The following is a 22,320-nucleotide window of genomic DNA, read 5'->3' on the forward strand; positions in this document are numbered from 1 at the left end:
AGGGTCGATCGAGACTGCTTCGCGCGCATTGCTCCCGGGCTACCGTCCGACGTGATCCGTGTCGCAGAGTCCGGGGTCCGGGGCAGGGCCGACCTGCTGGCCTACGCCGGAGCAGGCGCCGATGCGGTGCTGGTCGGCGAAGGTTTGGTCACCAGCGGCGATCCGCGCGCTGCCGTCGCCGACCTGGTCACCGCCGGTAAGCATCCGTCGTGCCCCAAACCGTCCCGCTAGCCCGGCGAACCCAATGAGCCGCTTGTACGTTGAGCGTTAATGATGGCAGAAATCTTGCGCCCGGAACTTCCGCGATCAAGCGCCGCGATCGCTGAGCCCACTCACTACGATCCAGACTCCCGCGGTCATTTCGGTGCGTATGGGGGCCGGCTTGTCGCCGAGGCCCTGATGGCCGTGATCGAGGAAGTCACTGCGGCTTACGAGAAGGTGCGCACCGACCAGGCGTACCTCGACGAACTCGACAGGTTGCAGACGCACTACACCGGCAGGCCGTCGCCGCTGTACGAGGCCGCCCGCCTCAGTGAGCACGCCGGTGGCGCGAGGATCTTCCTCAAGCGAGAAGACCTGAACCACACCGGTTCTCACAAGATCAACAACGTGTTGGGCCAAGCCTTGCTGGCTCGCCAGATGGGCAAGACACGGGTGATCGCCGAGACCGGCGCCGGCCAGCACGGGGTTGCCACCGCGACGGCATGCGCCCTGCTCGGTTTGGACTGCGTGATCTACATGGGCGCCGTCGACACCGAGCGGCAAGCACTCAACGTTGCCCGGATGCGACTGCTGGGCGCCGAGGTGGTGTCGGTCGAATCGGGCTCGAAAACTCTCAAGGACGCCATCAACGAGGCGTTCCGCGACTGGGTCACCAACGCCGACGACACCTACTATTGCTTCGGCACCGCGGCAGGGCCGCATCCCTTCCCCACGATGGTTCGCGATTTCCAACGGGTCATCGGACTCGAGACGCGCGTACAGATCCAGGATCAGGCCGGCCGACTGCCCGATGCCGTGACCGCATGCGTCGGCGGGGGATCCAACGCGATCGGCATATTTCACCCGTTCCTGGACGACCCAGGTGTCCGGCTGGTCGGCTTCGAGGCGGCCGGCGACGGCGTCGAAACCGGCCGTCACGCCGCGACATTCACCGGCGGATCGCCCGGCGCGTTTCAGGGATCGTTCTCGTTTCTGCTGCAGGACGACGACGGGCAGACGATCGAATCGCATTCGATCTCGGCCGGCCTGGACTATCCCGGTGTGGGTCCCGAGCATGCCTGGCTGCGGGATAACGGACGGGCGGAATACCGGCCGATCACCGACACCGAGGCGATGGACGCGTTCCGTCTGCTGTGCCGGACGGAAGGCATCATTCCGGCGATCGAATCGGCACATGCGGTGGCCGGTGCGCTCAAACTGGGCGTCGAGATGGGCAGCGGGGCGGTCATCGTGGTCAACCTGTCCGGCCGCGGCGACAAGGATGTCGAGACAGCCGCGAAGTGGTTCGGCTTGCTCGACGACAAAGCGGACGACGAGCGCTCATGACCGTCGAACAGAGCGAGAAGAGTGGCCTGGCAGCGCTTTTCGATGCTTGCCACGGTGAAAATCGTGCGGCGCTGATCGGATATCTGCCGACCGGGTACCCCGATGTCCCGACGTCGATCGAAGCGATGAAGGCGTTGACCGAATCCGGTTGCGACCTCATCGAGGTCGGGGTGCCGTATTCGGATCCGGGCATGGACGGCCCGACGATCGCGAACGCGACCGAGGTCGCACTGCGTGGGGGAGTCCGGGTCCGCGACACGTTGACGGCGGTCGAGGCGATCAGCGGGGCCGGCGGTCGTGCTGTGGTCATGACCTACTGGAACCCGGTGCTGCGCTACGGGGTTGACGCTTTCGCCCGTGACCTGGCCGCAGCGGGCGGGTCCGGCCTGATCACTCCGGACCTGATTCCCGAAGAGGCCGACGAGTGGCTGGCGGCGTCGGACCAACACCGGTTAGACCGCATCTTCCTGGTGGCGCCGTCGTCGACTCCGCAACGCCTGGCTACCACCGTGGGGGCATCGCGTGGCTTCGTCTATGCCGCATCGACGATGGGCGTGACCGGCGCCCGCGATGCGGTGTCGAACGCAGCGCCGGAATTGGTGGCCAGGGTCAAAGAGGTTTCCGATATTCCCGTCGGAGTCGGACTGGGCGTTCGGTCGCGAGAGCAGGCGGCCCAGATCGCCGGCTATGCCGACGGTGTCATCGTGGGTTCGGCACTCGTCTCTGCGCTCACCGATGGGCTGTCGACGATGCGTGCGTTAACTGAAGAACTCGCCGCCGGTGTGCGCCAGAGGAATTCCATGTCATGACGACAACGGTCATCGCATATTTCCCGAGCCCGCCGCAGGGGGTGTGGCACCTTGGGCCGATCCCGCTGAGGGCCTACGCCTTGTTCATCATCATCGGGATCATCGCCGCGCTGCTGATCGGTGATCGACGCTGGGTGGCGCGCGGCGGCGAGCGCGGCGTGATCTACGACATCGCGCTGTGGGCCGTGCCGTTCGGCCTCATCGGTGGTCGCCTGTACCACTTGGCGACCGACTGGCGGACGTATTTCGGCGAGGGCGGTGCCGGACCGATTGCGGCGCTGCGTATCTGGGACGGCGGACTCGGGATCTGGGGCGCCGTCGCCCTTGGCGGTGTGGGCGCCTGGATTGCCTGCCGGCGTCGTGGCATTCCGCTTCCGGCGTTCGGCGACGCGATCGCACCGGGCATCGTTCTCGCGCAGGCGATCGGCCGAATCGGGAACTATTTCAACCAAGAGCTGTTCGGCCGCGAGACCACGATGCCGTGGGGTTTGGAGATTTTCTACCGTCGCGACCCTGCCGGATTCGTCGACGTGCACTCGCTCGACGGGGTGTCGACCGGGCAGCTTGCGATGGTTGTCCAGCCCACATTCCTCTACGAATTGCTATGGAACCTACTGGTATTCGCGATCCTGATCTTCCTGGACCGGCGGTACACCATTGGGCACGGTCGGCTGTTCGCGGCCTATGTCGCGCTGTATTGCGTCGGGCGATTCTGCATCGAGCTGCTCCGGGACGACACTGCCACACATATCGCCGGCATCCGGATCAACTCCTTCACTTCGATGTTCGTCTTCATCGGCGCGGTGGTGTATTTGATCCTGGCTCCCAAGGGTCGCGAAGATCCGGCGGCGCTCAGCGGCTCGGCCGCTGAGTTGCTGGAACCCGACTCGATCGACGACGGCGACGATGCCGCGCCCGAGACCACACCGGCGTCCGAGACGACATCGCCCGTCGCCACCGACGACGACGCCGCAGAGAAGGCCAACACGGCCGCGATCGACGAACCTCACGTCGAAGCTGAGGCCGACGCGGCCGAAGTCGACTCGCCAGAGGTCGAGGTGGCCGCAGCTCCAGAGTCCGACGACGCTCCGGAGGTAGAGGAGGAGGCCACGGTCGAGTCGGCAGAGGACTCGGCGGACGGGGATGCCGAGCCTCCTGCCGATGATGCCGCGCCGCCCGCCGACGATCACGAGGACGAAACCGACGCAGCGCCGGACGCTGCGGAGGCCGATTCCGACCCGGAGCCGGCCGAATCCAGCTCGTCCAGGCCGGACCACGACTGATGTCTAATCCGGCGCAGCACGGCCCCACCGGGCCTGCTGGGCGCTGGCACCGACACCACCCGTACGCCCTGCTGGGATCGGGCGCACTCCTGGCCGGCGCACTCGGCTACATCGGAGTGGTCGATCCGCATCAACCCGGCTCGTTTTTTCCGCAATGCCCGTTCCGGCTGCTTACCGGGTTGAACTGCCCAGGCTGCGGCGGGCTGCGGATGACCCACGACGTCCTGCACGGGGACCTGATCGCGGCGATCAACGACAACGTCCTGCTACTGGTCGGCATCCCGCTGTTGGCCGGGTGGGTGCTGCTGCGCCGACGCGCCGGAAAGTCACCGATGACACTCCCGGCGGCCGCGACCGTCGTGATCACATTGCTGGCCTGGACAATAGTGCGCAACCTGCCGGGATTCCCCTTGATTCCGACGCTGCTCACCCATTAGCCCGCTGCTCGATCCGTAACTGACGCGAGATGCTCAGCTAGCGCGACTATGCTGAGTCGTCGTGGCAAGACGCGGAAAGATCGTCTGTACGCTCGGTCCGGCCACCAGCTCTGACGAGGCGGTCCGGGCGCTGGTCGAAGCCGGAATGGACGTCGCCAGAATGAACTTCAGCCACGGCGACTACAGCGACCACAAAGCGTCCTATGACCGGGTGCGGGCCGCCTCTAATGCGACTGGGCGCGCCGTCGGCGTGCTCGCCGACCTCCAGGGTCCCAAGATCCGGCTCGGCCGTTTCGCGGACGGCCCGACGTACTGGGCTGACGGCGAATTCGTGCGGATCACGGTTGCGCACTGCGACGGCAACCACGACCGGGTTTCGACCACCTACAAGCAGCTGGCGCAAGATGCGCTGCCCGGCGACCGTGTTCTGGTCGACGACGGCAACGTCGGTTTGGTGGTCGATCACATCGATGGCGACGACGTCGTGTGCCGGGTGACCGAGGGCGGTCCGGTCAGCAACAACAAGGGAATGTCGTTACCCGGGATGAGTGTCTCCGCGCCTGCGTTGTCCGAAAAGGACATCGACGATCTCGAGTTCGCCATGCATTTGGGCGTCGACATGGTGGCGTTGTCGTTCGTCCGTTCTCCCTCGGACGTCGAGCTGGTTCACGAGGTGATGGATCGCGTAGGCCGACGGGTGCCGGTCATCGCCAAACTCGAGAAGCCAGAGGCCATCGACAACCTCGAAGCGGTGGTGCTGGCCTTCGATGCGGTGATGGTCGCCCGGGGTGACCTGGGTGTCGAGCTGCCGCTGGAAGAGGTGCCGCTGGTTCAGAAGCGCGCCATCCAAATGGCAAGGGAGAACGCCAAACCCGTGATCGTGGCGACTCAGATGCTCGAATCGATGATCGAGCACTCGCGTCCGACCCGAGCTGAGGCTTCCGACGTCGCGAACGCGGTGCTCGACGGCGCCGACGCGGTCATGCTGTCCGGCGAAACCTCGGTCGGTAAATACCCGTTGGCCGCGGTCCAGACGATGGCCCGGATCATCTGCGCCGTCGAGGAGAATTCGACGGCCGCCCCGCCGCTGACGCACGTCCCGCGCACCAAGCGCGGAGTGATCAGCTACGCCGCCCGCGATATCGGCGAAAGGCTCGACGCCAAGGCGCTGGTCGCATTCACCCAATCCGGAGACACCGTTCGGCGACTGGCCCGCCTGCACACGCCGTTGCCGTTGCTGGCGTTCACCCCGCTGCCCGAGGTGCGCAGCCAACTGGCCATGACCTGGGGCACCGAGACGTTCATCGTCCCGATCATGCAAACCACCGACGGCATGATCCGCCAGGTGGACAAGTCGCTGCTGTCGCTTGGCCGCTACCGGCGCGGGGACCTGGTGGTCATCGTCGCCGGGGCACCCCCGGGCACTGTGGGCTCGACGAACCTGATTCATGTGCACCGCATCGGTGAAGAGGACGTGTAGCTCAGCTGACTAAGCTGGGCCGGTGTCTGACTTCGACGAGCTGATGGCGGTGCTGGACCTGCACCAGAAGGGCGACGACGTCTTCGTCGGAACCCATCCCAGCAAGAACCCGCCTCGCACGTTCGGCGGGCTGATGATGGCGCAATCCTTTGTGGCCGCCGCCCGCACCCGCACCCGCGATCTGCCGCCCAACTCGCTGTCCGCGCACTTCGTCAACGGCGGCGACACCGACAAGGACATCGAATTCCACGTCGTCCGGCTGCGCGATGAGAGGCGTTTTGCCAACCGACGCGTCGAGGTGACGCAGGACGGCACCTTGCTGGCGACCGTGATGATCTCCTACCTGGCCGGCGGCAGCGGTCTCGAGCACAACGTCGAGCCCCCCGATGTCGCCGATCCGGAGGCGTTGCCGTCGGTCAAGGAGCAGCTGCGTGGCTATGAGGAGACCGTCCCGCATTTCGTCAACGCACTACAGCCAATCGAATGGCGTTACACCAACGACCCCTCCTGGGTGATGCGCGAAAAAGGCGATCGACTGGCTTTCAATCGGGTCTGGGTGAGGGCTGACGGCATGCTGCCCGACAACCCCGTATTGCACACCGCCACAATGATTTTCTGTTCCGACACTACTGTGCTGGACTCGATCATCACGACTCACGGCCTGTCGTGGGGATTCGACCGCATCTTTGCCGCAACCGTCAATCACTCAGTCTGGTTTCATCGCCAGGTGGATTTCAACGATTGGGTGTTGTACTCAACCTCCTCGCCGGTGGCGGCCGATTCGCGTGGGTTGGGTAGCGGCTACTTCTTCGATCGATCCGGACGGCCGGTAGCAACCGTGGTGCAAGAAGGCTTAGTCAAATACTTCCCCGACAAAAGCTGATAGGGCAGGCGGAAACCGCCCTGCAACACTCGATTTCGCCTACTACGCTGACGCCGGTCTGAAGCGTATCGTCGATGTTGGTTAGGTCGTAGAGCCAGCCGGAGGTACGGGTGAAAGAGTCACCGCTCGGTCTCGCGCCTGGGGTCCGCTCAGGTAAGCAACTCGTTCACGTCAATTCAACGGCTACGCGCTGGATTGGCGTCGCGGCTCTTATTGGCACGACATGCTGGCTGATCGCGATCATCGTGCGCGCCCACATCCAGGCGGGCTGGCACGCAACCGATCGGCTGGAGTGGTCGGTGACGGTGCTGGCCGCGGTGGCCTTCGTCCTGCGTGGTCTCTTCCTGGGACGCCCGGTCACGGCCCGGCACGCAGCCGTTGCGGCCGCCGTGCTGTTCGCCGGGATTGCTTCGCGGGTACTGACTTTCGATCTCCTTGGCGACGCGTTGATCGCCGGATCCGGCCTGGCTCTCATGTGGCCGATCGCGGCACGGCCGCAGCCCGGCGACCTGTCTCGGGTGTGGACATTGATCAATGCCACCAACGGCGACCCGCTGGCGCCCTTCGCTATGCAAGCCGGCAAGTGCTACCTGTTCAACGTGGATGGCAGCGCGGCCATCTCGTACCGGACTCGGATGGGCTACGCGGTTGTCAGCGGTGACCCCGTTGGCGACGAGGCTCAGTTCCCCCGACTGATCGCCGATTTCGCCGCTCATTGCCACGACCATGGCTGGCGAATCGTGGTGCTGGCGTGCAGCGAACGCCGCCTTCGGTTGTGGAGCGATCCGAGGGTTTTAGGCACATCGTTGCGGCCGATACCGATTGGCCGGGATGTCGTCATCGACGTGGCCGATTTCACGATGGCCGGGCGAAGATTCCGCAACCTGCGTCAGGCCGTTCAGCGCACCCACAATTCCGGGATCACCACCGAGATCGTCGCGGAGCAGGACCTCGACGACAGGCAAGTGGCTGAACTGGCCGATGTGTTGCGGGCATCGCCCAGCGGAGCACATACCGATCGTGGATTCTGCATGAGCCTGGATGGTGTTCTCGAGGGTCGATTCCCGGGGATACAACTGGTTGTGGCGCGGGACAGATTGGGACGTGTGCAGGGATTTCACCGATACGCCACAGCCGGTGGCGGCAGCGAAATCACTCTTGAAGTTCCGTGGCGGCGGCGCGGCGCGCCCAACGGAGTCGACGAACGGCTCAGCGTCGACATGATCAATGCTGCTAAAGATGCTGGCGCACTACGGATTTCGCTGTCCTTTGCGGCTTTTCCAGAGCTTTTCGATGACCAAGACCGAGGCCGCGTGCAAGCGACCTTCTACTGGCTGATCCACCGCCTTGACCCGTTGATAGCGCTTGAGTCGTTGTATAGATATCTGCGCAAATTTCACGCAATAGGCGAACGGCGTTACGCGCTGGTGTCTCTCACACAGCTGGTGCCACTGATTTTCGTGCTGCTGTCGCTGGAGCTGATGCCGCGACGACGCCGCCTGTAGCGTACTAGCGGCTCGGTACCGGAGTCAGCGTCACCTTCAACCGGTCTTGCACGCTTCGGCGGAACTGGTCGGCGCACTGCTGCTGCAACACGTGGTTGGAGCCGGCTTTCTGCGTGCAGTCGATGTAATCTCCGCCGCGGACGTCCTTCCAGACTGTCGTCCAAATCGCGATGAACGCCAATCCGACGACGATTGCCAAGCCGCCCAGCACGATCCCGGCGATCGCGACCCCGCCGTTGTTGGCAGTGCCACGCTTGACGCGTGCATGTCCGATGAAACCGAAGATGACCGCAGCGATTCCCAGAGCGATGGGCGCGAAGACCGTCGCGACGCTGAGAAGCCCGACGACGGCCAGCACCAGCGAGGTGATACCGAGCCCGTTCCTGGGCGCGGCAGCCTGCGGCGGATAACCACCGTACGGCGGCGGCAGAGGGTAGCCACCGGGGGAGGCGGCGGGCCGATACGGGTAGGGATCGGGATAGGGGTATGGCGGCCCGGTTTGCGATGTTCCCCGGAAGTTTTCGCGTCTGTCCGGAGTATCCGAAGATCCGGTCATGACTCGCTCTCTAGTCGGGCGGCGTTGGACGGGTGTCCATCAGGATACGCGTCAGCGCTGATGCGCAATTCCGGATACGAGATGTGATCGGGCAAGTGGTGGGTCGCGACCACAACAGTCCGCTCCGCTGCAATCAGGCCGCCCTGCGGATCCAACAGACGAAGCAGGACGGGTTCGGCGTCGACGGCGTCCAGGTGTTCGGTGGGCTCATCGAGGAGCACAATCCGCGCGGGCGAGATTATTGCCCGTGCCAGCAGCAGTCTTCGGCGCTGGCCCGCCGACAGCGCATCCGTCCCCGCCGCCAACACGGTATCCAGACCATCCGGTAGGTCGGCCAGCCACGCGCTCAAGCCGACTCGGTTCAGCGCGGCGGTCAGGTCGCGGTCCGGGCAATCACCACGGGCGACCAGCAGGTTATCTCGGACGGACGTCGCGAACACGTGTGCATCCTCAGCGAAAAAGCTGACCGCACGGCGCAGCTCTGGTTCGTCGATCAGTCGCAGCGGTGTGCCGGCCAGCGTGACCTCACCACGCGTGGGCGTCAACAAGCCGGCGAGTGTCATCAACAGAGTGGTCTTGCCCGACCCGCTGGGACCGGTGACCGCCAGCCTTGCCCCCGGCTTCAGTTCAACCGTCGCCGGTGCGGCGGGCGCCCGCGCACCGGAGTGCGCCACCGACACCCTGCGGGCGTGCAGCGTCGCTGTCGCTGCCAGACGCGATGGGGGACGCGGAGTGCGCATTGGACTTGTGACCGGCGTCAAGTCGAGTAGATGTCGTGCCGATATCCGCGAACGCGTCAACTGAACAGCGGCGGCAGCCAAGGGCGTTGTCGCCTCGAACGCGGACAGCGGCAACAGCATCAAGATGGCCAATGTCGTGGGTGCGCTGCTGCCCGCCAGCCCAATTGCCGCCACCACGGCGCCCAGCACGCTGGCCCCGATCGCGGCGGTGGGCATGGCGGCCGCCAACGCGGCGGGTCGGAGGGCGGCATCGACGGCATCACTCCAAGCCCGTTGCCGACGTTGTGAATCCAAAACGATGCTCGGCAGCCGACCCGCGATTCGTAATTCGGGGGCGTGCTGTAGGGCCAGCATCGCCGCCACGTCGCGTGCGGAATGATGGTCACGTGCAACCGCTTCCTGCGCGGTTGCAGCTTTCGCCGCCAGCCACGGCGCAACAATGCCGGCGACCAGCAGGCAGATCGCCAACAGCGCCGCCGCCGGCGGTGAGATGATCCCGACCGTCACGGTTGCAGCCAGCGCCAGCACGGCAGCGACACCGAACGGCAGCACGCAACGGACCAGCACATCGGCCAATTGATCGACGTCGGCGCCCACCCGCGCCACCAAGTCCCCGCTGTGCAATCGCGTCGCAACCTCGGCCGGCCCGTGGGCCAGTCGGGAATAGATTTGTGAGCGGGCGGCGCCCGCGGACCGTAACGCGGTGTCATGGGTGACGAGGCGCTCGCAATAGTGCAGCACGCCGCGAGAAATCGCGAATGTCCGGACGCCCACAACGGCGATCGACAGATCCAGCACGGGTGGCATCTGCCAGGCGCGGGTGATGAGCCACGCCGAGACTCCCGCCAGTGCCAATGCGCTGCCAAGCGATGACGCCCCCAGCGCAATGCCGAGCAGCAATCGTGGCAGACGCGGGCGCAGCAGCGGGAACGCGGCGAGCAAGGGGTCAGACGTTGGCACGATCGACCTCCTCTGCCTCGCCCACGTCGACGACGTCATCGCCGATCCCGACGACCCGCTCGCGGTGGCCGACCACCACCACCGTGTCACCGGTGCGCGCACGCTCGACAACCGCCTGCAGCACTTGGGTTTCCGTCGCAGCATCCAGATGCGCGGTGGGCTCGTCGAGAAGCAGTATCGGTGAACGTGATCCGAGCGCTCGGGCCAAGGCGAGGCGCTGTCGCTGGCCCAACGACAGACCGACACCGCCGCGCCCGATCACGGTTCGCGTTCCGTCCGGCAGCTTTGCCAAGACGTCGTCGAAACCGGCAGCCGCGCAGGCAGCTTCGGGATCGGCAAGATCGCCGAAGAGTGACAGGTTGTCGGCGATAGTTCCGGGGATCAGTATCGGGCGCTGCGGCAGCCAGGACACCTGCTGCCACCATGCGTGCGGTTCGAGATCGGCGAGATCGATCCCGGCCACGGTGACTCGACCGCTGGTGGCCGTGGTCAACCCGGTGATGGCCTGCAACGCGGTGCTTTTCCCCGCGCCGTTGCGACCGGTGAGCACCGTAACCCGGCCCGGCCGGATGACGGCGCTGAGATCGCTCGGGCGGCACCCGTCGCGGCCAGCGACGCTCAGTCTGTCGAGAACGATCTCGGCGCCACGTGCCGACACCGTGCGTGAACCCGGCACGGTAATCGGGCATCTCTCGATCAGCTCGAAGGCTTTGTCGGCGGCAGCGCGGCCATCTTGCGCTGCATGGAATTCCACGCCAATGCGGCGCAGGGGCCAGTAGACGTCGGGTGCCAGCAAGAGAACGGTCAAGCCGGTGGTCAAACTGATCTCGCCGAAGACCAGACGCAGGCCGATGCTGACCGCGACGACGGCGACGCCGAGGGTGGCAAGAAGTTCCAACACCAACGCCGAAAGGAACGCGATCCGCAGCGTCGCCATCGCTGAGCGCCGGTGGGCGGCGCTCAGCGCGGTGATTCGATGCTCGGGACCGTCGGCGCGTCCCAGCGCCCGCAGCGTCGGAATACCGGCGATCAAGTCCAACAACCGCGCCTGCAGGGTCGCCATGGCGGTCAGTGCCGCCGCGGAGCGATCTGCGGTCGCGAGACCGATCAGCACCATGAAGAGCGGAATCAACGGCAGCGTGATCACCACGATCAGAGCCGATCTGAGGTCGTAGACGCCAAGTACCACGACGCTGATTGGAGTGAGAATCGCCGCGAGCAGTAGGGCCGGCAGGTAAGCGGTGAAATATGGGCGCAGCGCATCGAGTCCGCGAGTCACGACCACGGCCGCGTCGTCGCGCACTGTCGCCAACTCTCTGGGTTCAGTGGCCGTGACTGCCGCCAGAACCCGCGTGCTGAGGTCGGCGATGGCCGCGCTGGCGCCGTGTTGGCCCAGGCGTGTTTGAAGCCACTGCGCGACGGCACGCACCACCCACACCGACAGGAGAATCGCCAGCGTCGGCGTCCACTGCCCGAGCGTGCGTGCCGCCGGATCGGTGATGACGTGAGAAGCGATGTGCGCCAGCAGGATCGCGGACACGATTGCGCAACCGGAGATCACGACGCCGCACGCGACCGTTGCAACCAAGAAACGTCGCAGTGCCGTGGACGTCCGGACGAAACGCGGATCCAGCGGACCTCGACCGCTCAGGGTGTTCGCCTCGCCAGGCCGATCGACGGTGGTATCCGGTCAGCCGAAATACGCTGACGGAAAACCCAATAGGTCCAACCTTGGTACGCCACCACCAGCGGCGCGAAAATGGCAGCGGCCCATGTCATGACCTTCAAGGTGTAGGGGCTCGAGGATGCGTTGCTGACCGTCAAGCTCCATTGCGGATCGAGCGTGGACGGCACCAGATAGGGATACATTGCCCCGAACAGCAATACGACGACGGCGGCGACCACCGAGGCGCTGCACAGGAACGCCCAACCCTCGTGCCTGCGAGTGAAGACCAGTGCGACGGTGGCTAATTGCGCGACTACGGCAACGGCCAACACCAGCCAGGTCCATGCCTTGCCGTGAGCGAGTTGTGTCCATATCCCGAAACTCGCCACGAGTACCGTCGCCGGCAGCGACAGCCAAACAGCGGCCCGCGATGCATCGTCATGTACTGAGCCAGATGTTTTCAGCACGACGAAGATCGCGCCGTAGAGCAGGAACAGTCCGCAGGTGGCCACGCCGCCCAGCAGCGTGTAGGCGTTCAGCACGTCGGTGATGGACAGGTGGACTTGGTGGTCGGCGTCGACCGGAAGGCCGCGGACCAAGATGGCGAAGGCCACCCCCCACAGCACCGCAGGCAACCAGGAACCCACCGCGATACCGAAATCGGCCCAGCCCCGCCACTTTGGGTCGTCGATCTTGCCGCGCCATTCAATCGATACCGCGCGAACGATCATGCCGAACAGGATCGCCAGCAGCGGCAAGTACAGCGACGAAAACACCGTGGCATACATGCCCGGGAAGGCGGCAAACATTGCGCCGCCGGCGGTGAGCAGCCATACCTCGTTGCCGTCCCACACCGGACCGATGGTGTTGAGCACTGCACGGCGGCGCGGTTCCCGGTCGCCGCTGCCCATCCGGGCTATCGGTTCCATCAGCATGCCAACGCCGAAATCGAAGCCCTCGAGGATCAGAAACCCGAGAAACAACACCGCAAGAAGACCGAACCATACGTCGTGCAACGCCACGGAAGGCTCCTCTCTGTCGAACGGCAGTCGTCAATAGGCGAATGACAACGGCGCGACCTCGTCGGCACCCGGCGGTGCCGGCGGAGCAGGCTCCGCGTCGTGTTCTTGCGGCCCTTCAACGACATAGCGCTTCAGCAGCCAGAACCAAATGACCGCCAACACCGCATAGATCAGGGTGAACGTCGCAAGGGAGATGACCACCATCGCGGGCGCATGGTGGGACACGCCGTCGGCAACGACCAGGTGGATTTTCGGGTCGCCAGTGGGGTTGGGTACGACGATCCACGGCTGGCGACCCATCTCGGTGAAGACCCAGCCTGCGCTACAGGCCAGAATTGGGGTGGGCAGCGTCAGCAGCGCCAGGCGGGAGAACCACCGCCCGTTGGGTATACGCCCCCCACGCGTCAGCCATAGCGCGGTAAGCGCGAACAACACCGGGAAAAGCAGGAAGCCGATCATCGCGCGGAAGGACCAGTAGGTGACGAAAAGGTTCGGGCGATAGTCGCCCGCACCGAAACGCTGTTGATCGTCACGCTGAATGTCGCGCACGCCCTGCAGCGTGACGTCGTGGAACCTGCCCTTCGCCAAAAACGGCAAGACGTAAGGGACTTCGATGACGCGGGTGAGGCTGTCGCAGTTGTTCTGCCTGCCAACGGTCAAGATGGAGAACTCGGGATCGGTCTGGGTGTCGCACAACGATTCGGCAGACGCCATCTTCATCGGCTGCTGATGGAACATCAGTTTGCCCTGAGCGTCGCCGCTGAAGAAGATTGCGGCGGTCGCGGCCAGCGCGACCCAACATCCCAGGACGGTGGCTGGACGGTAAATGCTGCGGGCATCGTCGTTCTCGGTCTGGCTGTGGGAGCGAACCATCCACCAAGCACTCACCGCCGCGACGAATGTGCCACCGGTCAGCAACGCGGCGGTGACCGTGTGCCCGAATGCCGCGAGGCCGGTGTTGTTGCTAAACAGCGCCGAGATACTCTCCAGCTCAGCGCGTTTGGTCGTCGGGTTGTAGTGAGCACCGACTGGGTGCTGCATGAAGGAGTTGGCCGCGATGATGAAGAACGCCGACAAATTCACCGCGACGGCCACGATCCAGATACATGCGAGGTGAACCAACCGGGGGAGTCGACTCCAACCGAAGATCCACAAGCCAAGGAAGGTGGATTCGAAGAAGAACGCGGCCAGGCCTTCCATGGCCAGGGGAGCGCCGAACACGTCGCCGACGAAGCGCGAGTACTCACTCCAGTTCATCCCGAACTGGAATTCCTGCACGATCCCGGTCGCGACGCCGATCGCGAAGTTGATCAGAAAGAGCTTTCCGAAGAACTTGGTAAGCCGGTACCAGGCAACGTTGTCGGTGAGCAGCCAGATGGTCTGCATGACGGCGATCAGCGGCGCCAGACCAATCGTGAGCGGTACGAAGATGAAGTGGTAGACGGTGGTAATACCGAACTGCCAACGTGACACGTCGACGACGTTCACTCAAGCACCTCCCGACAACGGGGATCGATACTACGACGCAGTGTAGTAGAAACTCACGATCGTGGCTATGAAGTTGTCTTGTCTACCGGGCTGTCAGACCGCTTCCACCGGTTTTGGTGGTCCGCCCGCCACGGTCTTCTCCAACCTCCTGGAGGCATTGCGGATCCCAACCGCCGACGCGATCTCGAAGGCCCCTATGACGATCAGCCAGATGGCGACGACCAATGTCAGGATCTCAATCGATTCCAGGGGAGACCCGAGCATCACAATGCCGGCCAGCAGGCTGACCAAACCGACAAAGATCTGCCATCCACGACCGGGCAGGTGAGGGTCGCTGATGGCCGAGATCGACGTTGCCACACCACGAAAGATGAAGCCGACACCGATCCAGATGGCTAGTAGGAGAATCGCATAACCCTGACCGAAATGCCGAAAACACAGCACCGCCAAAACTAGTGAAGCGGCACCGCTGATGAACGAGAGCACTCGTCCGCCCGCGGAGACGTGCAGGGTGAACGCGAAGAAGACTTGCGCGGCGCCAGTGACCAATAGGTAGATACCGAAGAGCGCGGCCGCGATGACGATGGAATGTTCCGGCAGAACGTACACCAGGATGCCAAGGGTCAGCGACAAAATCCCGGACAGCAGGGTCGACTTCCACAGATGGGGCAACATCTTTGGTACAGCGGTGGTTTCCATGGCCGAATTTTCCCACAAACCGCCACCGCGGTGGGACATTTGGGGGAGCGGTCAGGCCCCGACCCTCTGCGGCGCCTTGGCTGCGACGTCGTCGGAACCAGTGTCGGGTTTGCGTCCGATGAGATACCAGGTACGCATCGGACCTTTGCCCTTGACTTGGACGACGCCCCGTTCCTGCAGCACGAAGTCGTCCTTCAGCCGGCGATAGACCTCCTCGGGCACTTGGATCCGGCCGATTGAGTCGGTGGTTTCCATCCGGGATGCGACGTTGACCGCGTCGCCCCAGACGTCATAGAAGAACCGACGCGAACCCACGACGCCCGCGACGACGGGTCCGGCGGCAAGCCCGATCCGCAACGGCAGCGCATCTCCGCGGGGATCCTTCAATAGGCCTGCGGCTTCGGCCATGTCGAGGGCAAGGGCTGCCAGTGCCTCGACGTGATCAGCTCGTGGCTGAGGCACCCCGCTGACCACCATGTAAGAGTCGCCGCTGACCTTGATTTTCTCCAGTCCGTGCTTGTCGACCAATGCGTCGAAGTCGCCGTAAAGCCGGTCGAGGAAAAGGATTAGCTGATCCGGTTCCATCTCACTGGCCTGCTCGGTGAAGCCGGCGATGTCGGCGAACAGCACTGAGGCGTCGTCGTATTTATCGGCAATGATGTTGCGCGCCGGGTCTTTTAGCCGGTCGGCGACGCTGGCCGGCAAGATGTTGGCCAGCAGTGCCTCGGATCGTTCGTACTCCAATTCCATAGCCGCTTCGGCGCGAACGATTTCGCGAACTGAGTACCATACGGTCGTTACGACCATGACGCAGGACGAGATCGTGGTGACGACGAAGCTCAACGACAAGGCCCAGACAGGTTGTGCGCCGGTGTCGCGGGGGACCAGGAACTGCAACGTGATCACCATGCCGGCGGCGATGGCAGCCAGAATCGCGGCGAGAAAAATGCGATCGACCCCCAGCTGCAGCACGATGAGGCAGGCCGCGACCAGGAAGTAGAACTGCAGTCCCGAGCCGGTGCCGACGAACCAGCAGATGGTGAAGATCGACACGTAGGCCGTGCCGATGAAAGTCAACGGCGGGAACAGCTCACCGAAGCGGTGCAGCATCGGGACGGTGGCGTAGATCGCGGCGCCGACGATGTTGAGAACGCCGGTCCACCACAGCTGGGGTGATGCGATGACTTCGACCAACCCGAAGCCGGCGCTGACGAACACCGCCATGGACGCGGTGAGGTTCAGGATGCGGCGGCGACGCGCGATGCGATCGGAATACACCTGACTACGGGCACGCGGCTGCGCCCGCACTGCCTCTACGCAGTCTGGTGATCGCCGCGAACCTGCTGGCTGCTGGGCGGCGCACCGCTTAGCCACCACAGAGAAAGCCTAACGGCTGGATGGAACGCCGTGTGGTGCCCTCGGTGAGATTCGACTTAGATTCGCCTCATGGCTGGCCACCACGAACGCCGGCGACCTTGGTGTCGGTCACGCTAAAAGGAAGGGACAGCATCCCGCTTGATGCAGTTCATCCGCGGTTTCTCGGTCAGGATGCAGGAGGGGGAGGCTGGCCGGGCGCGGGAGGTGGGGGCTGATCGCGAGGAATATCGCCGGCGCAACCGCCAGGCGGTGGCGGACCCGGTAGTGGTTCGTCGCCGCCCACACAGTCGTAGTAAAACTGAGGGCCGGCTATATAGCGGGTCATCCATTGGTGCCAATATGAGCCGTCAGAATACTTTTCGCCGTCGCAGACGCCCAATTTGCCGAAACCAAATCGACCACCCGGACAAAAGCCCTTAGTCATGTCCGGCTGGTGCGGGTCTTGCGTGCCGGGCGGGTCTGCGCTTGCAACTGCAGGACTGAGAACGATTGCCGCAGCAGAAGCTATCCCTACAACACGCAGGCCCAGAGACCAGAAGTTCATTTTCTATACCTCGCTGAAGTGTGCGGCGCGATAAAGCCGTGTCGGTGAGGCAGGGGTGGATGGCAGGCACAGTTCGACCAGGCTTCTCGCTTCCACGGACCGGCGCGGCATGTTGAACGTGGAGGCGAGTTTAGATTTGCCAGCTGTCAGAGTGCTGAGAGTCGAATGCGGCTCAACTTAAGGTTTACGTCCGCCTGCTTTGGGGGTTCGACGCCTGCCGGGCAGATCGGCAAACGACGACGGGTCAACGGCGCCAGCCGCATCGCCCGCCGTGGGAGGTTAGAGCCCGATCGACGAGAGCAGGTCGGCGAAGATGGAGGGGTCTATGACGGTGGCGGGGTCCAGGCTCGACGCGAGATCGGCGGCTGACGAGGGGTCGAAACCACCCGTCAGATCGGCGAGGATGCCGGCCCCGTCTGCTTCGAGGAAAGCTCCGAGGAAGTTGAAGTCAGCACCTAGCACCGTGAAGTCCGCTGAAGTAAAGCCGTTGCTGCTGAGATCGCCGGCTTGGTCGGCAGCGACAAAGGCCTGGTCAGCCGACAGAATGTTCTGGGCCGCAGACACCATCTGCTCGTCGACGCCGGCTAACAAAGTCTGGTCGGTCGGGGTCAGCTGGTCTTGCAGCGAGCCCAACTGGGTCAGGAGCGGATCTAGCTGGCTCGCGAGCCCCTCCTGGCTGGAAAGAAGATCCGCCGACCGAGTGCCGAGATCAGCGGTGGAAGCCGTGTCCAACACCGCAGTGCCCTGATTCAGGTCGGTGATCGTTTGGCCGATGACGTCGTCGGGGGTGGCGGCCGCGCTGGAGGCGCTGGTCGCTGCTTCCGTGGCCGCAGTCGCGCTCGCGTCGGTGGTGACGTTGCCGGGAGGAAGGTCCAGGGCCAGCAGGGCCTGGTTGTACAACGCTTCCAGGTCGTTCACGTTGGCGTTGTCGATTGTGTAGTAGTTGGTCAGACCGTTCGTCGTCTCGGTAGCGGTGGCGATCTCGGCCGGCGTCAGACCGAGGTATTCCAGGTGATCGGTGAACATGCCGTAGGTGTTGGCGCCGCCGTCCCAGTTGGTCCAGCCATCTGCCGTGAGCGAGTACACGTCGGTGGGATAGAGGTTGTCGGGGGTCGTGGCACCCAGCACCGGAGTCGTAAGGCCCAGTTGTGCGAAAAGCTCTGTGGCGGACTGCTGCTCGGATTCTGGGAGCGAGTCGATGACCGAGTTCAGAAACCCTCCCTCGGCAGACGCGCTGTCGCCCACCATGACGAAATGCAGGTCGCCCTGAGGTATGCCGAAGTCGGATAACTGCTGCTCAGCCAGCCCTTCCTCGACCGCGCCCTCCGAATAACCGAAGACGTAGAGCGGAGCCGCTGAACTCAAGTCGCCGGCGGTGTAGTCGGCTTCGATCGTTTGGACTAACGCCTGTACTCCGGGTGCAACGTTCTGCACCTCGTTCCCCGCGTCTGGTGTAATGAAAACCGTTGCGGCACCGTTGAACCCGTTCGGTTCCAGGTACAGCGCGTTGGCGACGTCCGCATACTCCTGGTTTTCCGCCGGAATCAGAACCAGAGCGTCGTTGGGGTCAACACCGGCGGCAAGCACATCCGACGGCGTGTCAGCGTGGGCCGTACCCACTCCGATCACCGCGGCGGCGGCAGCCAACCCCGCACCGGCAGTCCATTGGCGGGCACGACAACTGGTGCGACGAGCGCTGGTCATTTGACCCCTGTGAATTGGGCGTGCTTATGCTTTAAAACACGTCGGAGAATTACCCAAGCTTAAGCGAAGGCTGAACGCCATTTAACTTGGACAGGTATGGTCCCAGCAAGTTCCCAGCATAAAAGCATGGATTAAACAGCGAGCTGCAACCTGCACGGGGCCGGCTTAATGCAGCATCACCCGTCTGAATTACTGCAGCCCGCGCCAACGCTTTTTGAACGGTGCGGCTTGATATCGGCGCGCAGCCCACTGCCGCCGCCTGGGTTGGGGTTTTTGCGCAGTGACTTGATCACGTCCAGGGCGTTGCGGTAGGAGGCGTAGCGCTGCCGAAGCTGGTCGTTGAGGCTGGTGACATCGACATACCCGAAGTCGACCAGCAGGATCGTCTCGTCAACGCCGAAGTATTCTGAAATCCGGTGCAGCTCACCGTAACTAGGGAAATCGAGCTTATCTTTCCGCCGGCTGAAGGTGCTCAGGGACACATCGAGTGCGACGGCCATCTCGCTGTCGCGGACTCTCCTACTGAGGAGACGAGACACGCTCTGGCGAGCGGTCCGCCCGTCTCGGTCAAGCATCGGCATGTAGTAAGGCTAATGATGTGGTCGAGCTCTCGCAATGCGAGGCTCAGTTGTGAAAGTTTAATTTCAGACTGCGGAACGAATTTTCATTTCGTGAATAATATTTTCTTCGGGCTTTCCTGACGTTTCACTTTGTTTTCTCAGCTGAGCTTAGGTTATTCTCAGGCGCGAAATCGTTCTCCCCGCGAAGGGTCACCACCGCATTCACTAAGCTCCATCGATTTTGTACCAGCGTGACGGGGAGAATTTCGTGGAGGAATCTGCTGCATTTATCGGCCGGGTCGGCGGATCGGCTGTAGCGCTGGGTGCGGAAGCATGGCTGGCCGCAACGCCGTCAACCGCTGCCGCGGACGCCGGTCGGCAGCGGTGGATCAGTGGTGTCCGACCCGTCGGTGTTACTTGCCCCGGTAACAAGCCGATCCCGGCCACCTCACGGTGATCGGCGCTGACCTAAACCTCACCGGCGCCGGTTTGGATGTTTCCATTGCGAGCTTGCTTGCTGATTTGACGGGTGGTCTTGCCACCTCGTCAGCAGCAGATCTCGCGGCCGGCGTGGACCCAGCGTCGGTCATAGACCCCTCCATCTTCGCCGACGTGCTCTCGTCAATCGGGCTGTAACTCCTAGCGACCACGGAGTAGCTGTACGTCGAAACAGTGAAGGGCGGCCCTCAGCACTCCTCGACGCCCATGTGCGTGTGCCGGTAGGTCGCCATATAGCGCACGATCCCGTCCCCGTTCTCGCGCAGATACCGTTCACGCAGTGCCATCTCCAGCGTTCCCGGCGCGTACCCGTGCTTGACCAGACGCCGCTCCGCGGTCTGGTCGATGTAGGCGACGGAGTACCACAGCGCCAGCAGCAGGCCGAGGATGATTGACGCCCAGGTGAGCACACCGGGCGGCATCACCGCCAAGATCAAAAGCGCGGCCGGCACGACCTGCACCGCGGCGCGCACGACCTGGCGCAACCAGCGTGTGCGGGCAGTGGTGTCGCGCAGCACCCAACCGCGGTAGTCCCGCGGGAGCTTGCCGCCGAAGGTGTACCAGAGCCAGCGCACTGGATCAGGGCGGGCGATAGCGGGTTTGGTGTAAGTGGTCATACCTCATCGTCGGTATTCGGCGTGGCCGTGTCGTCCATGCCAGTACCACACCGCGCTACCTGCTACCTGGCAAGTCCCACCTATCGGCGATCTGCGAATTGCAGAACTCTATCTAGCTGGGTTTTGTTGGTGCCCTCGGTGAGATTCGAACTCACACTGGACGTGTTTTGAAATCGTCTTAGCTGTAAAACCGCAGGTCGCGGCAATTTGGTGTGATTGGTGGCGATTAGTGGTTGGGGGAGCAAACGGCCTGTTCATGCGTGTGTTATCCGCGAGTCACTGGTGGTAAAAGGTGGACGCGGGCTGGTGCCGTGCGGACTGTGTGCGGACTGGCAGAGGGGCCCGACACGACAGCGCATCTCAATCGGTCACGAAAGCAGACTTTGGTTTCAGTGGGTGATCCGTTGTTTCGCCGGCGTTCCCGCAGTTGCGGAGCCCGATTGTTTGGCTAGTTTTTCGATCGCTGTCGCGACGCCGGCACCGTAGGCCGGATCGGCTAACGCACAGTGGCTGATCCAACGCTGCTGAATCTCGGCGGGGACGCCGTTCATACTCCTTGCGGTGTTCTCGAATAGGGCTTGGCGTTGTGCGGTGTTCATGGTGCGGAATAGGTTGCCCGGTTGGGAGTAGTAGTCGTCGTCGTCCTCACGGAAATTCCAGTGGTCGGCGGCGACATCGCCGAGGGGATCTGGCGGTGTGCGGTAGGCCGGTTGTTCCTGCCACTGGCCGTAGCTGTTGGGCTCGTAGTGCAGTGTGCTGCCGTAGTTACCGTCGACGCGCATCGCCCCGTCGCGGTGATAACTGTGCACCGGGCACCGCGGCGCATTCACCGGGATCATTTGGTGATTGACCCCGAGTCGGTAGTACTGCGCGTCGGGATAGGAGAACAGCCGTCCGTGCAGCATCTTGTCGGGGGAAAAGCCGATGCCGGGCACCACCCGTGAAGGGGCGAATGCTGCCTGCTCGACCTCGGCGAAGTAGTTGTCCGGATTGCGGTTGAGCTCCCACTCGCCGACCTCGATCAACGGGTAGTCGCCCTGGGGCCAGATCTTGGTCAGGTTGAACGGGTTGTAGGCCATCGTGGCCGCGTCGGCGTCCGGCATCACCTGGATATAGAACTTCCAGCGGGGAAAGTCGCCGCGTTCGATGGATTCGTAGAGGTCTCGCTGGTTGCTGTCGAGGTCGTGTCCCCGCACGGCGGCGGCCTCGGCGTCGGTGAGGCACTTGATGCCTTGCTGGGTGCGGTGGTGGAATTTCACCCAGTGCCGTTGGCCGTCGGCGTTGATCAGGCTGAACGTGTGGGAACCGTAGCCGTGCATGTGGCGATACGAGGCCGGGATACCGCGCTCGCTCATCGTGATGGTGACCTGATGCAACGATTCCGGTAGCAGGCTCCACCAATCCCAGTTGTTGCGCGGGCTGGCCATATTGGTGCGCGGGTCGCGCTTGACCACATGGTTGAGGTCTGGAAACTTCAGTGGGTCGGCGTGAAAGAACACCGGCGTGTTGTTGCCGACGATGTCCCAGTTACCTTCTTCGGTGTAGAACTTCATGGCGAACCCGCGAATGTCGCGGACCGCATCGGCCGCGCCCCGTTCGCCGGCGACGACCGAGAACCGCACGAACATCTCGGTCTGCTTGCCGACTTCGGAGAACAGCTTTGCGCGGGTGTAGCGGGTGATGTCGTTGCTTACGGTGAACGTGCCATAGGCGCCCGAACCCTTGGCATGCATGCGACGTTCAGGGATGAGTTCGCGGTCAAAGTGCGCCAGCTTTTCTAGGAACCACACGTCCTGCAGCAACTGCGGGCCACGCGGGCCGGCGGTGATCACGTTGTTGTTGTCAACGACGGGCGCACCAGCCGCGGTGGTCAACCTGCCGGCCCTCGCGCCAGCCTCACCGTCGTGATGTTTGTTCAAGCTCATCTGGGTCCTCTCAGACACG

At 63.6% G+C, this 22,320-nt stretch carries 18 protein-coding genes and 1 pseudogene; 8 read left to right on the forward strand and 11 right to left on the reverse strand.

Going from position 1 to position 22,320, the window contains the following annotated elements:
- The 8 genes and pseudogenes from VN856_RS02125 to VN856_RS02160 all read left to right on the forward strand — a co-directional run.
- Window positions 1-231, forward strand: a pseudogene (locus VN856_RS02125) (indole-3-glycerol-phosphate synthase TrpC); the annotation flags it as partial.
- A gap of 42 nt (window positions 232-273) precedes the next feature.
- A complete protein-coding gene (gene trpB / locus VN856_RS02130; protein ID WP_325685709.1) occupies window positions 274-1,548 on the forward strand; it encodes a tryptophan synthase subunit beta in 1,275 nt (424 codons plus the stop codon).
- Entirely contained in the window at window positions 1,545-2,357 is an 813-nt protein-coding gene (gene trpA, locus VN856_RS02135; protein WP_325685683.1) for a tryptophan synthase subunit alpha, read from the forward strand. Before trpB ends, trpA begins: the two co-directional genes overlap by 4 nt.
- Entirely contained in the window at window positions 2,354-3,640 is a 1,287-nt protein-coding gene (locus VN856_RS02140; RefSeq protein ID WP_325685685.1) for a prolipoprotein diacylglyceryl transferase, read from the forward strand. The genes trpA and VN856_RS02140 overlap by 4 nt, the downstream gene beginning before the upstream one ends.
- Entirely contained in the window at window positions 3,640-4,077 is a 438-nt protein-coding gene (locus tag VN856_RS02145; RefSeq protein WP_325685687.1) for a DUF2752 domain-containing protein, read from the forward strand. Before VN856_RS02140 ends, VN856_RS02145 begins: the two co-directional genes overlap by 1 nt.
- Window positions 4,078-4,138: 61 nt before the next feature.
- Window positions 4,139-5,557, forward strand: a complete 1,419-nt coding sequence (pyk, locus tag VN856_RS02150; RefSeq protein ID WP_325685689.1) for a pyruvate kinase — start codon at window positions 4,139-4,141, stop codon at window positions 5,555-5,557.
- A gap of 43 nt (window positions 5,558-5,600) precedes the next feature.
- Complete coding sequence (locus VN856_RS02155; protein ID WP_325685711.1) at window positions 5,601-6,440, forward strand: acyl-CoA thioesterase II; 840 nt, start codon at window positions 5,601-5,603, stop codon at window positions 6,438-6,440.
- 110 nt (window positions 6,441-6,550) lie between these two features.
- On the forward strand, window positions 6,551-7,945 hold the full coding sequence (locus VN856_RS02160) for a bifunctional lysylphosphatidylglycerol flippase/synthetase MprF (protein WP_325685691.1): 1,395 nt from the start codon (window positions 6,551-6,553) through the stop codon (window positions 7,943-7,945).
- Window positions 7,946-7,949: 4 nt separating this feature from the next.
- Here the strand turns inward: VN856_RS02160 and VN856_RS02165 are convergent, their stop codons facing one another.
- The 11 genes from VN856_RS02165 to VN856_RS02220 form a co-directional block, all read right to left on the reverse strand.
- Window positions 7,950-8,501, reverse strand: a complete 552-nt coding sequence (locus tag VN856_RS02165; protein ID WP_325685693.1) for a DUF4190 domain-containing protein — start codon at window positions 8,499-8,501, stop codon at window positions 7,950-7,952.
- On the reverse strand, window positions 8,498-10,201 hold the full coding sequence (cydC, locus tag VN856_RS02170) for a thiol reductant ABC exporter subunit CydC (RefSeq protein ID WP_325685695.1): 1,704 nt from the start codon (window positions 10,199-10,201) through the stop codon (window positions 8,498-8,500). Before cydC ends, VN856_RS02165 begins: the two co-directional genes overlap by 4 nt.
- Window positions 10,188-11,801, reverse strand: coding sequence for a thiol reductant ABC exporter subunit CydD (gene cydD, locus VN856_RS02175; RefSeq protein WP_325685713.1), 1,614 nt, complete (start codon window positions 11,799-11,801; stop codon window positions 10,188-10,190). Before cydD ends, cydC begins: the two co-directional genes overlap by 14 nt.
- Window positions 11,802-11,848: 47 nt before the next feature.
- Window positions 11,849-12,889, reverse strand: coding sequence for a cytochrome d ubiquinol oxidase subunit II (gene cydB, locus VN856_RS02180; RefSeq protein WP_325685697.1), 1,041 nt, complete (start codon window positions 12,887-12,889; stop codon window positions 11,849-11,851).
- A 30-nt stretch (window positions 12,890-12,919) separates the two neighbouring features.
- Entirely contained in the window at window positions 12,920-14,377 is a 1,458-nt protein-coding gene (locus VN856_RS02185) for a cytochrome ubiquinol oxidase subunit I (RefSeq protein ID WP_325685699.1), read from the reverse strand.
- A gap of 93 nt (window positions 14,378-14,470) precedes the next feature.
- The gene (locus tag VN856_RS02190) at window positions 14,471-15,052 is read right to left on the reverse strand and encodes an HdeD family acid-resistance protein (protein ID WP_325685715.1); all 582 of its coding nucleotides are present in this window, start codon (window positions 15,050-15,052) and stop codon (window positions 14,471-14,473) included.
- A 75-nt stretch (window positions 15,053-15,127) separates the two neighbouring features.
- A complete protein-coding gene (locus VN856_RS02195; protein ID WP_325685701.1) occupies window positions 15,128-16,453 on the reverse strand; it encodes an adenylate/guanylate cyclase domain-containing protein in 1,326 nt (441 codons plus the stop codon).
- Window positions 16,454-17,276: 823 nt separating this feature from the next.
- The gene (locus VN856_RS02205) at window positions 17,277-18,701 is read right to left on the reverse strand and encodes a hypothetical protein (RefSeq protein ID WP_325685704.1); all 1,425 of its coding nucleotides are present in this window, start codon (window positions 18,699-18,701) and stop codon (window positions 17,277-17,279) included.
- Window positions 18,702-18,877: 176 nt separating this feature from the next.
- Window positions 18,878-19,201 carry a hypothetical protein gene (locus tag VN856_RS02210; RefSeq protein WP_325685705.1) on the reverse strand — a complete coding sequence of 108 codons (324 nt, stop codon included), beginning with the start codon at window positions 19,199-19,201 and terminating at the stop codon, window positions 18,878-18,880.
- Between the two features lie 746 nt (window positions 19,202-19,947).
- Window positions 19,948-20,376 carry a DUF5313 family protein gene (locus VN856_RS02215; protein ID WP_325685707.1) on the reverse strand — a complete coding sequence of 143 codons (429 nt, stop codon included), beginning with the start codon at window positions 20,374-20,376 and terminating at the stop codon, window positions 19,948-19,950.
- A gap of 389 nt (window positions 20,377-20,765) precedes the next feature.
- Window positions 20,766-22,301, reverse strand: a complete 1,536-nt coding sequence (locus tag VN856_RS02220) for a catalase (RefSeq protein ID WP_325685717.1) — start codon at window positions 22,299-22,301, stop codon at window positions 20,766-20,768.
- Window positions 22,302-22,320 lie beyond the last annotated feature (19 nt).

It is taken from the genome of Mycobacterium sp., assembly GCF_035603715.1.
Lineage (GTDB): Bacteria > Actinomycetota > Actinomycetes > Mycobacteriales > Mycobacteriaceae > Mycobacterium.